This window comes from Rhodococcus sp. F64268 (assembly GCF_023015605.1).
Lineage (GTDB): Bacteria > Actinomycetota > Actinomycetes > Mycobacteriales > Mycobacteriaceae > Rhodococcus.
In genome coordinates this window covers 116,551-132,723 of the sequence record NZ_JALKAI010000001.1, presented here as the reverse complement: position 1 = coordinate 132,723, position 16,173 = coordinate 116,551, and the positions used below count along the sequence as shown (strand labels likewise).

The following is a 16,173-nucleotide window of genomic DNA, read 5'->3' as shown; positions in this document are numbered from 1 at the left end:
AAGCTCCTCGAAGAGTTGATCAGGACTCGGACATCAGAGACCGTTGGTAGCGCCGCATTCCGCGCAGCCACCGGTCGTAATCGGCACCCTTGTTCCGGTACATCTGGAGTACCTCCGGGTGCGGAAGGATCAGGAACCGCTCTTCACGGATGCCGTCGAGCACGATCTCGGCGACATCTGCGGGTTCGAGCACCGCCGCGGAAGACGTCACGGCGCGAGTTCCGAGGTCGCCGAGTGAGTCACCGGAGTTGCTGCCGGAGTACAGCAGCGGCGTGTTGACACCCATCGGACAGATACAGCTGACGCGGACACCCCGGTCGCCGTAGGTCACCGACAGCCATTCTGCGAATCCGACGGCCGCGTGCTTGGTGACGGAATATCCTGCCGCGCCGATCTGGGTGAGTAGACCTGCCGCGGACGCGGTGCTCACGAAGTAGCCTTCGCCACGCTCGACCCAGCCCGGGACGAGAAGTTTCGCCGCACGGATGTGTGCCCGGAGATTGACGTCGAAGACGTTCTCCCACTGGTCGTCGTCGAGGTCGAGTCCGTGCATGCCGGTGATTCCGGCGTTCGCGAAATACAGATCGACCGGCCCGAAGCGGGTTTCGGCGGCCTCGATGACCCTGGCGATCGCGGCGGCGTCGGATACGTCCGCTCCGGCGGCGACAGCGCTGTCGGGGTGTTCTGCCAGGATCCGCGCGACCGTCTCCTCGGCTGCGGCGGCATCGAGGTCGACAACCACGACGCGCGCTCCTGCCTGCGCGAGCCGGGCTGCGAGGGCGTCACCGATCCCGCTCCCCCCGCCGGTCACGATGGCAACTTTCCCAGCAACGTCCACTTCGTTCTCCCCGCAGCCGAACAACTCGTCCACCGCACTATAAGTTGAACACGGCGTCAACTTCAACCGTTCACGGCGCACCGTCCGAGGACGAGGCAACGGGACAACAGTTCCTATTCGACGCGACCGTACGCGCGCAATACGTCTGCCATCAGAAGATCCAGCGCTTCGCCTGCGGGCATCTCACTTCGAGCGCGCTTGTAGTTCAGGGAGAGTGTGAGGTCGTCGAATCGGGCAATGTATCGGCCCATCTCCGGCGTGAGAGTCCAGATCTCGACCTCGGTGCCCGCAACGGTCGTGCGCTCCCACCCATCGTCGGGCTCGGACCTACCGGAGACCCACAGCGTCGCGTCAGGAGTGACGTAGGAGTTCACCCCGGACCACTCGCACCCGGGTTCGGCGAGCAACTCGTGCGGCGTCGCATCGCCCGCGCCCACCGCATCGAGCGTCTCGGGAGAAATTGCGGAGCACGGGTCGACATCCTGCGCCGATACCGGGACAGCGACCTCAGGCACCGTGGTGCCGTTACGGGTCACGGATACTTCTTGCTGGCTACATGCACCACAGGCCGCAGCAGCGAGGAGCGCAAGCGCGGCGATGCGTGTCGTCGTCATGCCCCGCATGCTACGACGGATCACGCCGAAACCGGAGCGATCAGTCGTCGTGGGGGATCTGCAGCGCGTTGACCCACAGCCGAGTCGCGGTGTACACGAGCTCGTCCATGTCCGCGGACTCGTCTTCGTTGATGACGAAGTGGGAGAGTGCAAGTCGGCTGATCATCCCGGAGAGGGCCCTCGACGCCAGGAGCGGGTCGACCTCGCGATCGGCGAGGCCGCGGCTCTGCAGATGCGCGATGCTGCGCGCATTGCGCCGAATGAAGGCGTCGCCGCGCTTCTGACGCAGCTCACGAAAAACCGGGTCGATGTGCGACACCTGCTCGAGCAGACCCATCAGCTTCGCGTTGCGTCGATACGCTTCGAGATAAGCCCGGTTGCTCGCCTCCACGACCGCCGCAGGGTCGTCCTCGTCGGCCACGCGGGGCATGCCCGGATGCAGCATGTCCTCCTGCGCCAGTTCGAGCACCGCCGCGAAGATCTCCTCCTTGCTCGAGAAGTAGGTGTAGAACGTGCCCGCAGAACACTTCGCCTGCGTGGTTATGTCGACGAGCCTGGTGTCGAGGTAACCCGCACTCTCGAAGACCGTCCGGGCAGCGGCGATCAACGACGACCGCGTCCGCAGCCCCCGCTCGGTGACCGGAAGGTCGCGCAACAACGACGACGGTGCCATCGACGGAGGAGAATCGTCGAAGGTGTCGTCGATGTCGGAGCTCGGCATTCTGTATTTATACGTGATCGGCGGGTGGACGCTGTCCACCCCGGACGACGAAGGCCTCGAGGAGCTGCGACCGTGAACGAATCACTACCCATCCCCCGCGCACGTCGCGAGGTCGCGCCCGGGGCGGTGCACGTGCCCGACTGGCTGGACCGCGCGACACAACGTCGACTGGTCGAGGCGTGTCGCGACTGGGCACGGAGCCCCGCACCGATGCGGCACACCGCCCTCCCCGGAGGCGGGGTGATGACGGTGCAGACCGCCTGCCTGGGATGGCATTGGTCTCCGTACCGTTACACGCGCCGGGCGGTGGATGTCGACGACGCACCTGTCGCACCTCTCCCCAGCCGGCTCGCCGACCTCGGTCGCCGAGCGGTCGCGGACGCGTACTCCCGCCCGGCCGACGACTACGAGCCGGACACCGCGCTGATCAACTTCTACGACGCCGATGCCCGAATGGGGATGCACCAGGACAAGGACGAACGCGTCGCCGAACCGATCGTGTCGCTCAGTCTCGGCGATGCATGCGTCTTCCGATTCGGGAATTGCGAGACGCGAGGCAGGCCCTACACCGACATCCGGCTCGAGTCCGGGGATCTGTTCGTGTTCGGCGGCCCGTCACGATTCGCGTATCATGGTGTGCCCTCGGTGTTCCCGAACACCGGGCCCTCCGGCATCTCGATGACGGGCGGACGATTGAACATCACGCTTCGCGTGACCGGACTCGACCGCGACCGGGGGTGACCATGATCACCTGAAAGTTCACATTTTGGACATGCGGAACATTCGAAACGTCGATACCATCGTTTTCAATTATCGCCTGTCGGGGGCTGACGAGGAGAATCGCGCATGTCCTGGACCGCCCGCAGGCGTCCCCGCACCGTCGGCCTGTTCGCCGCGGGTCTGCTCACCGCAGGTCTGATGGCTACGGGCCCGGTCGGCTCCGCGTCCGCCGAACCGGTCCGCGACTGTCCTGAACGCTATGTCCTCGCCGTTGACGGCACCCGAGGCCTCGACACGCCCGACTCGATCGACCCGGACTCCCCTCTGGCGAAGATCTCTGCTCGCTACCAGGAGCCCGGCACCGTTGTCGAACACATCCGTTACCCCGCGGTGGTCGTACCGATGCCAGGTTCCGGTTCGAGCGACGACGGAGACGGCATCGACGACGACGGCGCCATCGCCTATGACCGATCCAAGCAGATCGGGCATCAGCGACTCCGCGAAACCATCACTGCGCGGCACAGCACCTGCCCCGACGCCGATCTGTTGATTCTCGGCTATTCGCAGGGCGCCTCGATCGCCGGCGATGTTCTCGCCGAGATCGCGGAGGACGGATCCGTCCCGCCCGCCCGGATCAGCGGCATCCTGTACTCGGATCCGCGAGACTCCCGGGGCGTCGAGACCTTGTTCCCGGGCCCCGTTGTTCCCGGAGTGACACTCGGCGGCGGCCGTAGCGAATTCGGTGAGATCCCCGTCCAGCGAATCTGCATCGAGGGCGACGCGGTCTGCGACGGCCGAACCCCCGGCGACGGCGACGACTGGCTCGAGGCGAACGTCGCCGGCTATCTCGAACTGCACACGAAATACCCCGACTACCAGCCCTGACGGGGAATCACACACCAGGCCCCGAACATCGATTGCGAAGACCGACCACTCGCTTCAGAACACTGCTGCGCGTCCGGACTCGAGTCGAAGCACGCGATCTGCGGCGGCGATCGATTCGTCATCGTGGGTCACGCACGCCACTGCCGCTCCACAACGGGTCGCATACTCGGCGAGGATCTCGCGTGTGCGTCGGCGACTGGCCGAATCCAGCCCGGCAGCGGGTTCGTCGAGAAGCAGGATCGGTGCCTCTTGCACGATCCCTTGGGCAAGTAGGGCCCGCTGTCGTTGCCCGCCGGACAGTGCGGCGAGTGGTTGTTTCTCGAATCCCGTGAGGTCCACCTTCTCGATCGCCTCGGCAACCACGCTGCGGGCACTCCGGCGGTCCAGTCGTCGCGCCCAGGTTCCCATGGTGACGACATCGAAGACGGTCACCGGGAGGGTGTCGGGGACGGATGGCCGTTGGACGACCAGCGCCACCGCGCCGCCTCGTGAGATCTCTCCGCAGCGGGGAGTGCGGACTCCCGCCAGCAACTCGACGAGCGTCGATTTACCTGAGCCGTTGGGTCCCGCGATTGCCGTCACGGTTCCACGGGGGAGCGTCACGGAGACACCGTGCAGCACATCCCGTCCGTCGTAGGCGTAGCTCACGGATCGCGCGGTCAACACCGAGATCGAAGTCTTCATTCATGCGACTATAGCAATTGGAAATCGTTGTCATTACCAATTAAGGTCATGACCCGTGTCCTGGCTCAGCGATCCCTTCACCACCGACTTCATGGTCCGCGCCCTTCTCGGAGGCGCCCTCGTCGCCGCGATCTGCGGTGTCGTAGGCACCTGGGTAGTCATCCGCGGCATGGCTTTTCTCGGTGAAGCGATCGGTCACGGAATGTTGCCCGGGGTTGCCTTGGCAACAGTTCTCGGTCTGCCCGTACTGGCGGGCGGAGCGATCAGCGCCGGAGTCATGAGCGCAGCGATCGGCGCCCTGCAACGGCGAGGCCGCCTGTCCTACGACACGACCATCGGCCTGTTGTTCGTCGCGATGCTCTCGAGTGGCATCATCATCGTCTCTCATTCGCGTAGCTTCGCCACCGATGCGACGACCATTCTGTTCGGCGACATTCTCGCGATCCGGACTGCGGAGATCATCACCCTCACAGGCGCACTCATAATCGCGCTCGGTATCGCGACCAAGTTCCACCGATCCTTCGTGGCAGCCGCGTTCGACCCGCGTATCGCCCACACCCTCGGCCTCCGCCCGCAGCTCGCACAGGTGATGCTGGTTGCACTCGTCACCCTCGCCGTGGTCGCGTCCTACCAGGCGGTCGGAACGCTCCTCGTTGTGGCCCTGCTGCTCGGCCCGGTCGTCGCGGCCCACCAGTGGACCAGGCGCATCCCTTCGACGATGCTCCTCGCCACGGCGTTCGGATTCGCGGCCGTCACCTCCGGCCTGCTCGCCTCATGGCATTCCGGAACTGCGGCCGGCGCATCGATCGCATTCTGCGCCATCTGCCTGGCCCTGGCATCCGCGATCACCCGCAATACACACAACCGTTTCCGCAATCGCCACGACCGTGACGTGCACCCGACCGAGGAGTTCGGACATACCGGAGACGAGCCGCCGGTCCCGATCCGCGCCGAAAGCCGTTGACCTGAACAATTCTCGATCAGAAAGCAGACAATGTTACGACGCGGGATTCTGACCGCACTTGCCGCGACCGCAACTATCGCACTGTCGTCCTGCGCAGTTCGATCCGCCGATTCGCCCCCTCCGATAGAGGCCGATCGATCCACCGGTGACGGCCACGGCGCGATTGCAGGAGCGGAGGAGGTTGCCGAGCCGCCACTGCACCTGGTGAGCATCGACGCCGCGGGCGCAGTCGGCATGCTCGATCTTCTCGACGACACCACCACGGAGCTGGGCACCATCTCCGCACCGTCCGCGGTCGCATCCGACGGACGATACCTGTTTGCGACGACGCCACAAGGAGTCGACATCGTCGACAGCGGTGTGTGGACCTGGGACCACGAAGACCACTTCCACTACTACCGATCGGCACCGAAGTTGCTCGGGAACGTCACCGGTGAAGGCACAGCGACAGTTTCGACATCGAACACCTCGACCACCGGTGGTACCGGACTCTTCTTCCCTCTCACCGGCGACGCGGTGCTGTTGGACAATGAGGCTCTCTCGCAAGGGGAGATACGCGAACTGTTCCGGATCGACGCCGGGCCACATCCAGGACTCGCCGTCCCCCTGGGGGGCGGGGCCCTGGTCACCCACGCAGGAGATCGAGGACAGGCGCCGGAAGTGCGTTTCCATCACGCCGACGGAACCCTCGCAGACGGGTCGAGCGTCGAATGCCTCGACCCGCAGGGCACCATCACCACCCGGATCGGCGTCGTGATCGGGTGCGCCACCGGCGCTCTGCTCGCGACCGCGGAAGACGGCGACGTGACCTTCGAGCACCTCCCCTACCCGGAAGGGACCCACACGCCCGCGGTGGAATTCGACAATCGCAAAGGGCGCCCGAGCGTCGCCGCACTGGCCGGCGACGAGGGCATCTGGCTACTGGACACCCGCGCCCGCACCTGGCAGCTGATCCCGACCATCGAGCCACTCCTACAGGTGTCGGCCGCAGATGACGCGGACGAGCATGTCGTCGCCCTCGATCGAAGTGGCCGCATCAGGGTGTACGACGGCAGTTCGGGCGATGAAGTCGCGGTTACCGAGCCACTGTTGACTCGGACCGTCGCAGATCCCGCACTGCTCGACAGCGTCGAACTGACCGTCGACCGGCAGCGTGCCTATCTCAATGCGCCGGCGGAAGGCGTCGTCTACGAGATCGCCTATGCCGACAATGCACGGCTGGCCCGCACCCTCGAAACACCGACCACACCAACCTTCTTCGCGGAGACGGGGCGATGATGCGCCGAACCATTCTGGTCGGTGCGGCGTTGGCAGGGATGCTCGCTCTCGCAGGCTGCGGAAGCACGAGCGAGGACGAGGACCGGCCGACGGTGGTCGTGACCACCAACATACTCGGGGACGTCGTCGAGAACGTGGTGGGTGATGCCGCTGAGGTCACCACGCTCATGAAACCCGATGCCGACCCACACTCCTTCGAGATCTCAGCGCAGGAAGCAAGCCTTCTGAGTCGAGCCGATCTGGTGGTTTCGAATGGGCTCGGTCTCGAAGAAGGGCTGCAGCAGCACCTCGATCGCGCTGCCGATGCGGGCGTCGACACGTTCGTCGCAGGCAACACCATCGACGTTCTCGCGTACTCCGAGGAGAACGAAGGTACACCCGATCCTCACTTCTGGACCGATCCCACACGCATGCGCGACGTTGTGGACGCACTGGCAGACGCGCTGGTGTCGATCGACGGTATCGACAAGAGGGCGATCGACGAGAACGCCGCACGTTACCGCGTGGAACTCGCAGAACTCGAGAAGGAGATGACCGCGGCGTTCGATTCCGTCCCTGCGGACCGGCGCAGCCTGGTGACCAATCATCACGTTTTCGGTTACCTTGCTGAACGATTCGACTTCCGTATCGTGGGCGCGATCATCCCCGGAGGTACGACGCTCGCGTCGCCCAGCGCAAGTGACCTGCGCGAACTTTCCTCCGCCATCGCCGAATCCGGCGTTCCGGCGATCTTCGCCGAATCGTCACAACCCGACCGCCTGGTCCAGGTCCTTGCCGACGAAGCCGGTGTCGACGTGGACGTGATCGAACTGTTCACCGAGTCGCTCACAGCATCCGGACAAGGCGCCGAAAGCTACCTGGAGATGATGCGCGCCAACACCGAGCGCATCACCGCCGGGCTCTCTCCCTGATCACCGAATATCGAGAGGAAGAACGATGAGACTACGACATGTGCCCGGAAAAGGAGCAGTTGCGGCCGTAATCGGCGCCGCATTGCTGGCCACCGCGTGTAGCGGATCGGATGAGCAGACGGTCACCGACCCGACCACGGTGTCGCCCTCCGCCGATGCCTCGGCCGAAGGAGGCATCGCGGTCGCGATCGAGAACGGGCTCGTAGTACTCGATGGGGACTCCCTCGAAGTTCGCGGCGAGTTCGAATCCGAAGAGTTCACCCGGCTCAACGCGGTCGGCGACGGCCGCCATCTTCTCGTGACGACCACCGGTGGCTTCCAGGTACTCGACACCGCCACACCGGAACTGACCGATCTCGTCTTCGAGGCCGAGACTCCGGCGCACGTCGTCCGCCACCATGGCAAGACCGTCCTCTACGACGACGGCACCGGCAACACCGTCGTGTTCGACACCGATGCGCTGCTGACGAACAATGACGAATTACCGTCGACCCGGATGGTTCCCGGCGATGAAGCCCACCACGGGGTGTCGGTCGTCCTCGAGGACGGCACGCTACTCACGACCATCGGCAACGCCGATGGCCGCACCGGGGCGCGGGCACTCGACACGGATTCGAACGAGGTGGCGCGAAACGAAGAGTGCCCGGGCGTCCACGGGGAAGGAACAGCAGCCGATGAGGCTGTGGTCTTCGGTTGCGAGGACGGGGCGCTGCTCTACCACGACGGTGCGTTCGAGAAATTCACCGCTCCAGACGAATACGGGCGGATGGGCAACGCCTACGTGTCGGAAACGAGCCCGCTCATCGTCGGCGACTACAAGAATGACCCCGACGCCGAGGGCTACCTGTTGAACATGGTGGCCTTGATCGACACCGACGCGCACACGTACGAAGCGATCGAGCTGCCCGACGGTATCGAATACACCTGGCGCGGCATCGCTCGCGGACCGAACGACCAGGCCTACGTTCTCGCAACCGACGGGTCCATCCATGTCATGGACCCCGCCACCGGTGAGATGAGCGGCCGGTATCCCGTGATCGCACCGTGGGAAGGGCCGGACGAGTGGCAGAACCCGCACCCGGCCATCGTGGTCGACGGCGATATCGGATATGTCACCGAACCTGCGAGCAACACGATTCACGCCGTCGACCTCACCACCGGTGTGATCGTGAAATCCACCGAGCTCCCGGATCAGCCGAACGAGCTCGCTGTCGCGTAGCGTGATCGACCCGGCTGTGGTGTGCGCGAGCGTGCATCACAGCCGGGTGTGTCGTCGTTGCCGGGACGTGATGTCAGTGCCGGATGAACCAAATCGCCCACGATCCATTGACGCACGACCGATTCGGTACGGTGATCTCATGAGCGTCGATATCCCCGCTTCGCATATCTCACCCGACGACGACCCCCTCGCCCTCGAGCGTCAGGTGTGTTTCGCCCTGTCGGTGGCGAACCGTGCGGTGCTTGCGGTGTATCGGCCGATTCTCGAGCCGCTCGGACTGACGCACCCGCAGTACCTCGTCATGCTGGCGTTGTGGGAGCAGGCACCGCTCGCTGTCAAGGACATCGGCGCGCTCCTGCAACTCGACTCCCCCACACTGTCGCCGCTGCTCAAGCGACTCGAGTCGCTCGATCTGATCACCCGCACCCGTAGCTCGGTCGACGAGCGGCGCCTGGTCGTCGCCCTGACCGAGGCCGGCCGCGATCTGCGGATCGCCGCCGAATCCGTCCCGAATCAGGTCGTGGACGCGCTCGGCGTGGAGATATCCGAACTCGAGGAACTGCACCGAGTCCTCGCCCGCGTCAACACCGCCGCCCAGAAGCAGCAGGGTCAGCGCTAGGCGAGGTCAGGGCTGCCAGGTCAGGGTTGCGAGAGCAGCGCGACCGAGGCCTCGCCCGTGTACACGAGGAACGTCAGGGTCTCCTGGAAGTACAACTGCACTCTGTCGGCATCATGCGACAGATACCCGATCGACAGATCCTGCCCGACCTGCAGGTCGTAGTCGCCGCCACGGGTCGTCACCACGAATGCCCCGTCGATCGCCGGCGCCCAGATGAGGTCGCCGTCGATCAGGCGACGGATCTGCTCACGGATCGGGTAGCCGTGGTCGGACGTCTCGCTGACCTTCGTGAACGCATCCGCACTCAGCAACACCGAGTACGGGCCACCGACACCGGCCAGGCGCAGCTCCGACAGTGCGAGGCTGATGGTCTCCGGGATGTCGCGCGGATCGTCGGGCAGATGCAACGGCGCATTCGTCGACGCGGCACGAATGCCTTCGATTCCCGCAGCAGCGTAGCCCTCGAAAATCGCGCGGTCCTCCGCGAACGCGATCTTCTTGGCAGCCTCCTTCACCGCGTCGAGGTCGACATCGTGAGCGCCACGCTCGACGTTGTCGAGCTCTTCGCGCGAGAGCGTGAACGGCACCCGCAGTTCGACGATGGGCGCCACCCGGTGCTGTCGTGCACGGACGCCGTCGGCGGGAGCGTCGATCTCGCGGGTGCGGCCGAGACCGACCGCCGCGAAATCGGTGCCGTGCGGGCCGGAGAAGTCGACGACAGTACGACCCGCCACATGCCGCTTGAACGTGCGGGACGCTTCCTCCTCGATCTCGGCCCACGCGGCGTCCGTGATGGGGGCAAGTTCTCGATAGAGATTGTTCACAGCGTTGAACTCCTTCTGAGAGGGCCGATTCCGAGGGATCCGTCTCCGGCGGTCGGTGTGTTCGGTTCGGGTACGACCGCTCTTTCCGACGGTGCCGGAGGTAGGTCGTCGAGGAACTCCCCGGCCGGGCAGAAGAAGAGCGTGCCGGTGACGGCCGTGGAGAAATCCAGTATCCGGTCGTGGTTTCCGGGCGGATCGCCGAGGAACATGTTGCGCAGCATTCGTTCGGTCACATCGGGAGTGCCGGAATATCCGATGAAGTACGTGCCGAATTCGTCGGCTCCGAAGTTCCCGAAGGGCATGTTCGCCCGGAGGATCTGGCGTTCGTCGCCGTTGTCGTCGACGATCGTATTGAGCGCGACGTGTGAGTTCGCCGGTTTGACGTCGTCGTCGAGTTCCATGTCGTCGAGCTTGGTGCGTCCGATCACGCGTTCTTGCTCTTCGACCGGCAACGCATTCCAGGCCGCGAGATCGTGCAGATACTTCTGCACGATGACATAGCTGCCGCCGGCGAAACCGGGGTCGTCCGCGACCAGTGCGGCACCGACCGCCTCGTCGTCCTCGGGGTTTTCGGTGCCGTCGACGAACCCCAGGAGGTCGCGGCGGTCGAAGTAACGAAACCCGTGGGTTTCGTCGACCACGGTGGCAACCCCGCGGAGCCGATCGTTGATCTTCCCCGCGAGCTCGAAACACAGGTCCATCGTCGATGCCCGGAGATGGAACAGGAGGTCTCCCGGCGTCGCCGGAGCGTGGTGTGTCTCGCCGTTCAACGGGACGAACTCGTGCAGTTCGGCGGGACGGGAACCGGAGAACAACCGGTCCCACAACTTCGACCCGATTCCGGTAACAACAGAGAGCCCGCCCTCGGGGATCCGGAAACCGACGGATCGACGCAGACCTGCAAGATCGCCGAGCAGATCCCGGACGACCGGCTCACCTCCCTCGTCCACCGTGACGACAAGGAAGATCGCCGCCTCGGTCAGGGGCGTGATGATCGGCTGCGGTACTGGCACAAGATCACCGTAGTGGAAGTCCGGACCGAACGGTGCAACGACGCTAGCTCACCATCGCGGACAGCACCGAGGTGGTCTGCAACCAGACCACCACCGAATACACGACCAGCGCAGCGAGGCTCACGGGAAGCAGCCGGCGCAGGAGCACCCCGTCCCTGCCTGCCAGGCCCTCCACCGACGAGACCAGCGCAAGGTTCTGCAGCGCGATCGGGGTTCCGGCCGTTCCACCGGTCATGTTTCCCGCCACGAGAACGGTCGGGTCCAGTCCGGCCTGCTGCGCCGCCGACACCTGCAGGCTTCCGAACATCGCATTGGACGCGGTGTTGGAACCCGTCACGACGACACCGAGCCACCCGAGAACCGGCGACAGCAGTGCGAATGCCGCCCCCGCACCGGCGAGGAACTGACCGATCGTCGCTGTCTGTCCCGACAGGTTCATCACGTATGCCAACGCGACGACGGAGGTCACCGTCGCGAACGACCACCGCAACTGCACCACAGCGGCAACGAAACAGCGCAGGGCGTCCCCGGCCTCGACACGCAGCAACGCGATCGACAACAACGCCGCGACGAACACGATCGTGCCCGGTGCGGTCAGCAGGTTCAGCGTGAACATCTCGGCGGCGGGCACTCCACCCGCCGCAGTCTGCACGTCGAGACCCGGCCACGTGAACGAGAATGTCGCGCGCGACAGCACCGATGCGACCGGCTCGATGCGGCTGATCAGGAACACGACGACGATCAGGGCGTACGGCGCGAAGGCTTCGATCACGCGGCGCGTGCTGTCGGGTTCGTGCTGCGGCGCGGCCGACGCCTGCCCGGTGGGCGACCAGAATCGCAACACGACAAGCAACGCCACCAGCCCTGCGGCAGCCCCCGCGATGTTGCTCAGTCCGACCACGAAGTAGGTCGCGCACAGGAACTGTGCGGACGCGAATGCGACACCGACCGCAATCGCCGCCGGCCACGTCTGCCGGACCCCGGCGGCGCCCCCGACGACTGCGACGAGCACCAGGGGAACGATCGCTGCCATCAAGCAGACCTGGGTCGCCACGACGGGACCGATCTCCTCGATCGGAATCTCCGACACCTTCGACATGGTGAGGATCGGGGTGCCCATGACGCCGAGAGGTGTCCCCACAGCGTTCGCGATCAATGCTGCAGCCGCCGCCCGGACCGGTTCGAGCCCCGCTCCGATGAGCACGACGGTGGCGACGACGATCGGCGTTCCGAAACCGGCGACGGCTTCGAGGAGCGCCCCGAACAGGAACGCGATCACGATCGTCAGGATGCGATGGTCCGGGGAGATTCGCGCGAATGCCCGGGTCAGCACGTCGAAATGACCGGTCTCGACAGTCAGCCGGTAGACGAACACAGCGCTGACGACGGTCCACATGATCGGGAACACGCCGAACGCGGCGCCCTCGAGGCCGGAACTGACCGCGGAGATCAGCGGCATCCCGTAGACGATCGCAGCGACCGCAACGGCCACGACGACCGCGACCGCCGCAGCGAGATAGGACTTGACGCGGAACACCGCCAGCATCACGAGCATCGTCAGCAGCGGAAGAACCGCGACCAGGGCCGACCACGCGATCGACTCGCCGATCGGCGCGATCGGTTGCACGTACGTCACGGGGTCACTCTCCGGGCACGGCCAGGGCGGACCTGATCGCATCGGCGGTGCCGTCGAGCACTGTCCGGTTCGGTGACTGTGACCGGGCGCGGATCCCGAAACCGTCGCCTCCGGTGCGCGGCACGACGTGCAAGTGCACGTGGAACACCTCCTGGCCCGCGGCTACGCCGTCGGCCAGGAAGAGGTTCACGCCGTCGATCGGGAGGGAACTCGCCCGGAGGGCTGTGGCGATGCGCTGCCCCGCGGCGAACACCGCCGCCCCGTCGGCCGGATCGAGTTGCTTCAGACCGGATGCGTGACGCTTCGGTACCACCAGCAGGTGACCCGGTGTGAAGGGCCGGATGTCCATGAACGCGAGTACGTCGGGTTCGTCGAGGACCACGCTCGCGGGTGCGGCTCCGGCCACGATCGCGCAGAAGATGCAGTCGTTCACGTAGGTAAGGATCTCACTCGGTGGTTACGAACCCACGGCCGGCTGTCGGGCTGCGCTGAGCACCCTCAGCAATTCCGCTTCCACCACAGCGCGGTCGCGCTGCGGCTCGTCACTGTGCGCGAGGTAGAGCATTGCTTCCTCGACGGCAGCGACGATCAGGTGAGCAAGCACCGATTCGCGAATCGACTTCTCCGGGTCCTCCGGGTGGAGCGATTCCAGCATCCGTTCGATGCTGCGCAACGACGAATTGCGGTGGGTCTCTCGTACCTCGGCCCACCCGAGGACAGCCGGCGCCTCGATCAGCAGCAGACGGCGGGTCGCCTGGTCGTAGACCGCGTCGAGAGACGCGAGCACGGCTGCGGTGAACGCCTCCCACCGATCGTCGTACGGCTCGTTCGGCACGAGGGTTTCCTCGGCCTCCTTCTGAAGGCGCTCGATCACACCCCGGAACAGCTCACGCTTGTTCGCGAAGTGGTGATAGAGCGCCCCTCTGGTCACGCCCGCGACGGCCACGATCTCCTCGGTCGCCGCTTCGGCGTAACCGTCCCTGAGGAACACCTCCAGCGCGGCATCGAGGAGCGCCGTGCGTGTGCGCACTGCGTCTCTGATCCGACCGTTGGTTCCCACCTTCTCCGACACTGTCGTCTCCCCTGTTGTGTGCAGCTACCCCCATCGAACTCTCCCCTGGTAGCCGTCTCCTGTGTCTACAGGATCGGAGCCGGCGAATACGTCGCCGCCTCCGGGTACTGCGTTACCAAATCCTCCACGGCACCGACCACCCGCGCGGTCTGCGCCTCGGCTGCGCCGACGAACACCGACCGGTCGGCGAGCGCCTCATCGAGTCCCGCGCGGTCGAGCGGAAGCCGCTCGTCGGCTGCGAGTCGATCGAGCAGATCGGGTTCGCGGCCCTGCTCACGCATTGCCAGCGCCACGGCAACAGCGTGCTCCTTGATGGCCTCGTGCGCGGTCTCTCGACCCACACCTGCACGCACCGCAGCCATGAGTACCTTGGTGGTCGCAAGGAACGGCAGGTACCGGACGAGTTCCTTCTCGATGACCGCCGGGTATGCACCGAACTCGGCGAGCACCGTCAGGAAGGTCTCCATCTGCCCGTCGATCGCGAAGAACGCATCCGGCAGCGCAACTCGGCGCACAACCGAGCAGAACACGTCACCTTCGTTCCACTGGGCACCGGCCAGCTCTGCCGCCATCGAGGCGTAACCACGCAAGACGACCTGCAGCCCGTTGACTCGTTCGCACGACCGGGTGTTCATCTTGTGCGGCATGGCCGAGGAGCCGACCTGCCCGGGCTGGAATCCCTCGGTGACCAGTTCGTGTCCGGCCATGAGACGGACGGTGTGCGCAAAGGACGACGGCCCCGCACCGACCTGCACGAGCGCGGAGAGCACATCGTGGTCGAGCGAACGCGGGTACACCTGGCCGACGCTCGTCAGCACATGTGAGAAGCCGAGATGCGCCGCGACCTTCGCTTCGAGCTGTTCGAGCTTGCCTGCGTCGCCACCGAGCAGATCGAGCATGTCCTGGGCCGTTCCCATCGGCCCCTTGATACCGCGCAGCGGGTACCGATCGATCAGTTCACGTACGCGCTGCAGCGCGATGAGGAGTTCATCGGCCGCCGACGCGAACCGCTTGCCCAGAGTCGTGGCCTGCGCCGCGACGTTGTGCGAGCGTCCGGCCATCACGAGCTTCGAGTACTCGGCGGCGCGCTCTGCGAGACGGGCGGCGACCGCGACACCGTGTGCGTGCACGTGCTCGAGCGACCGCAGGATCTGCAGCTGCTCGACGTTCTCCGTCAGGTCGCGGCTGGTCATTCCCTTGTGCACGTGCTCGTGGCCGGCGAGGGCGTTGAACTCCTCGATGCGGGCCTTCACGTCGTGGCGAGTGACCCGTTCGCGCGCGGCGATGGAGTCGAGGTCCACCTGATCGAGAACACGCTCGTAATCGGCGACCGCCTCCGCAGGAACATCGATCCCGAGCTCGGCCTGGGCACGCAGCACTGCGAGCCACAGCTGACGCTCGAGCACGATCTTCTGCTCGGGCGACCACAACTGCCGCATTTCGGGGCTGGCGTACCGGGTGGCGAGGACGTTCGGGATGTTGCTCACGGAGCAACAGTTTACGGACCCGTGCCCGTGATCACCCATCGGCCGGTGGTGCGACGGTGTCCACGACGTCGATCAAGATCCCCCGCGCCAGCGCTCTCGGATCGGGGTCGAGTTCTCCGAGACCACCGAGCACCGCGCCGTCCACCACCGCGACGAGCCGGCGCAACTGATCCGTGTGCACGTCGCGGCCGCAGCGGTGGAGCAGTTCGGTGAGCAGTTCGTCGAGCTGCTCGCGCATCTCCAGCTGCACGTCGCGCAACTCGGGATGCCGTGCGGTCGCGACATAGCGTTCGTACCTCGAGATGAGGCGTTCCCGGTCTGCCTGACCGATCGCGCGCGGGCCGATGAGCAGGTCGACGATCAGATCGGCGGTGGAGTCGACGGCGCGCGACGATTGCGGAACCTCACGCACCCACTCGCCCATCTCGTCGAGTTCACGCGCGCTGTTGAAGTGCACGGCGCACGATATGAGGTCGTCGAGCGAATCGAAGTAGTAGGTCGTGGACGCCAGCGGGAGGCCGGCGCGGTTCGCGACGGACCGATGCCGGACCGCGTCAATACCGCCTTCGAGTACGAGGTCGGCTGCAGCCTCGACCAGCGCCTGGCGGCGCCGCTCGCCCTTCGGGGTCGCAGCAATCGACACCTAGTCATCGTGACAGCCCAACCACCTCTACCAGGGGCGAACGGG

At 65.5% G+C, this 16,173-nt stretch carries 18 protein-coding genes; 7 read left to right on the top strand and 11 right to left on the bottom strand.

Translation table 11 applies throughout. The annotated features are described in order from the left end of the window. Positions 1-19: 19 nt before the first annotated feature. From MWU77_RS00615 to MWU77_RS00605, 3 genes are all read right to left on the bottom strand, one after another. On the bottom strand, positions 20-838 hold the full coding sequence (locus tag MWU77_RS00615) for an SDR family oxidoreductase (protein WP_169688456.1): 819 nt from the start codon (positions 836-838) through the stop codon (positions 20-22). 113 nt (positions 839-951) lie between these two features. Then, entirely contained in the window at positions 952-1,452 is a 501-nt protein-coding gene (locus tag MWU77_RS00610; RefSeq protein WP_169688236.1) for a hypothetical protein, read from the bottom strand. A gap of 40 nt (positions 1,453-1,492) precedes the next feature. After that, positions 1,493-2,173 carry a TetR/AcrR family transcriptional regulator gene (locus tag MWU77_RS00605; protein ID WP_247272699.1) on the bottom strand — a complete coding sequence of 227 codons (681 nt, stop codon included), beginning with the start codon at positions 2,171-2,173 and terminating at the stop codon, positions 1,493-1,495. Between the two features lie 72 nt (positions 2,174-2,245). Between MWU77_RS00605 and MWU77_RS00600 the strand changes: the two genes are divergently transcribed. Next, positions 2,246-2,914, top strand: coding sequence for an alpha-ketoglutarate-dependent dioxygenase AlkB (locus MWU77_RS00600; protein ID WP_169688234.1), 669 nt, complete (start codon positions 2,246-2,248; stop codon positions 2,912-2,914). A gap of 105 nt (positions 2,915-3,019) precedes the next feature. Continuing rightward, a complete protein-coding gene (locus tag MWU77_RS00595; RefSeq protein ID WP_169688233.1) occupies positions 3,020-3,778 on the top strand; it encodes a cutinase family protein in 759 nt (252 codons plus the stop codon). A 54-nt stretch (positions 3,779-3,832) separates the two neighbouring features. Here the strand turns inward: MWU77_RS00595 and aztA are convergent, their stop codons facing one another. Further along, positions 3,833-4,462, bottom strand: a complete 630-nt coding sequence (gene aztA, locus MWU77_RS00590) for a zinc ABC transporter ATP-binding protein AztA (protein WP_247272698.1) — start codon at positions 4,460-4,462, stop codon at positions 3,833-3,835. A 55-nt stretch (positions 4,463-4,517) separates the two neighbouring features. Here aztA and aztB point away from each other — a divergent pair, with 55 nt between their 5' ends. From aztB to MWU77_RS00565, 5 genes are all read left to right on the top strand, one after another. Beyond that, positions 4,518-5,426, top strand: a complete 909-nt coding sequence (aztB, locus tag MWU77_RS00585; RefSeq protein ID WP_169688231.1) for a zinc ABC transporter permease AztB — start codon at positions 4,518-4,520, stop codon at positions 5,424-5,426. 30 nt (positions 5,427-5,456) lie between these two features. Beyond that, positions 5,457-6,704, top strand: coding sequence for an ABC transporter (locus MWU77_RS00580; protein WP_169688230.1), 1,248 nt, complete (start codon positions 5,457-5,459; stop codon positions 6,702-6,704). Continuing rightward, positions 6,701-7,615 carry a zinc ABC transporter substrate-binding protein AztC gene (gene aztC / locus MWU77_RS00575; RefSeq protein WP_247272697.1) on the top strand — a complete coding sequence of 305 codons (915 nt, stop codon included), beginning with the start codon at positions 6,701-6,703 and terminating at the stop codon, positions 7,613-7,615. The genes MWU77_RS00580 and aztC overlap by 4 nt, the downstream gene beginning before the upstream one ends. A gap of 25 nt (positions 7,616-7,640) precedes the next feature. Further along, positions 7,641-8,834 (top strand): zinc metallochaperone AztD, encoded by a 1,194-nt coding sequence (aztD, locus tag MWU77_RS00570; protein WP_169688229.1) that lies wholly within the window; start codon positions 7,641-7,643, stop codon positions 8,832-8,834. Positions 8,835-8,973: 139 nt separating this feature from the next. After that, positions 8,974-9,453, top strand: coding sequence for a MarR family winged helix-turn-helix transcriptional regulator (locus tag MWU77_RS00565; protein ID WP_169688228.1), 480 nt, complete (start codon positions 8,974-8,976; stop codon positions 9,451-9,453). Between the two features lie 20 nt (positions 9,454-9,473). On the opposite strand, the gene MWU77_RS00560 is transcribed toward MWU77_RS00565, so the two are convergent. The 7 genes from MWU77_RS00560 to MWU77_RS00530 all read right to left on the bottom strand — a co-directional run bounded on the left by MWU77_RS00560 (position 9,474) and on the right by MWU77_RS00530 (position 16,128). Next, complete coding sequence (locus MWU77_RS00560; protein WP_169688227.1) at positions 9,474-10,277, bottom strand: family 1 encapsulin nanocompartment shell protein; 804 nt, start codon at positions 10,275-10,277, stop codon at positions 9,474-9,476. Then, positions 10,274-11,290 (bottom strand): Dyp-type peroxidase, encoded by a 1,017-nt coding sequence (locus tag MWU77_RS00555; protein WP_169688226.1) that lies wholly within the window; start codon positions 11,288-11,290, stop codon positions 10,274-10,276. Before MWU77_RS00555 ends, MWU77_RS00560 begins: the two co-directional genes overlap by 4 nt. Before the next feature lie 43 nt (positions 11,291-11,333). After that, positions 11,334-12,926: a lactate permease LctP family transporter gene (locus MWU77_RS00550; protein WP_169688225.1), complete on the bottom strand. Its 1,593-nt coding sequence runs from the start codon at positions 12,924-12,926 to the stop codon at positions 11,334-11,336. Between the two features lie 4 nt (positions 12,927-12,930). Further along, the gene (locus MWU77_RS00545; protein WP_169688224.1) at positions 12,931-13,359 is read right to left on the bottom strand and encodes an HIT family protein; all 429 of its coding nucleotides are present in this window, start codon (positions 13,357-13,359) and stop codon (positions 12,931-12,933) included. 24 nt (positions 13,360-13,383) lie between these two features. Further along, positions 13,384-13,998, bottom strand: a complete 615-nt coding sequence (locus MWU77_RS00540) for a TetR/AcrR family transcriptional regulator (RefSeq protein ID WP_247272696.1) — start codon at positions 13,996-13,998, stop codon at positions 13,384-13,386. 65 nt (positions 13,999-14,063) lie between these two features. Then, entirely contained in the window at positions 14,064-15,485 is a 1,422-nt protein-coding gene (gene purB, locus MWU77_RS00535) for an adenylosuccinate lyase (RefSeq protein WP_247272695.1), read from the bottom strand. Between the two features lie 31 nt (positions 15,486-15,516). Next, on the bottom strand, positions 15,517-16,128 hold the full coding sequence (locus MWU77_RS00530) for a TetR family transcriptional regulator (protein WP_169688222.1): 612 nt from the start codon (positions 16,126-16,128) through the stop codon (positions 15,517-15,519). Positions 16,129-16,173: the final 45 nt, after the last annotated feature.

What these genes read in the sequence shown, in the direction of transcription:
- MWU77_RS00595 (WP_169688233.1), top strand. Translation starts at nt 3,020, where the DNA reads ATGTCCTGGACCGCCCGCAGGCGTCCCCGCACCGTCGGCCTGTTCGCC.
- MWU77_RS00610 (WP_169688236.1), bottom strand. Translation starts at nt 1,452, where the DNA reads ATGACGACGACACGCATCGCCGCGCTTGCGCTCCTCGCTGCTGCGGCC.
- MWU77_RS00565 (WP_169688228.1), top strand. Translation starts at nt 8,974, where the DNA reads ATGAGCGTCGATATCCCCGCTTCGCATATCTCACCCGACGACGACCCC.
- aztD (WP_169688229.1), top strand. Translation starts at nt 7,641, where the DNA reads ATGAGACTACGACATGTGCCCGGAAAAGGAGCAGTTGCGGCCGTAATC.
- aztC (WP_247272697.1), top strand. Translation starts at nt 6,701, where the DNA reads ATGATGCGCCGAACCATTCTGGTCGGTGCGGCGTTGGCAGGGATGCTC.
- MWU77_RS00605 (WP_247272699.1), bottom strand. Translation starts at nt 2,173, where the DNA reads ATGCCGAGCTCCGACATCGACGACACCTTCGACGATTCTCCTCCGTCG.
- aztA (WP_247272698.1), bottom strand. Translation starts at nt 4,462, where the DNA reads ATGAAGACTTCGATCTCGGTGTTGACCGCGCGATCCGTGAGCTACGCC.
- MWU77_RS00580 (WP_169688230.1), top strand. Translation starts at nt 5,457, where the DNA reads ATGTTACGACGCGGGATTCTGACCGCACTTGCCGCGACCGCAACTATC.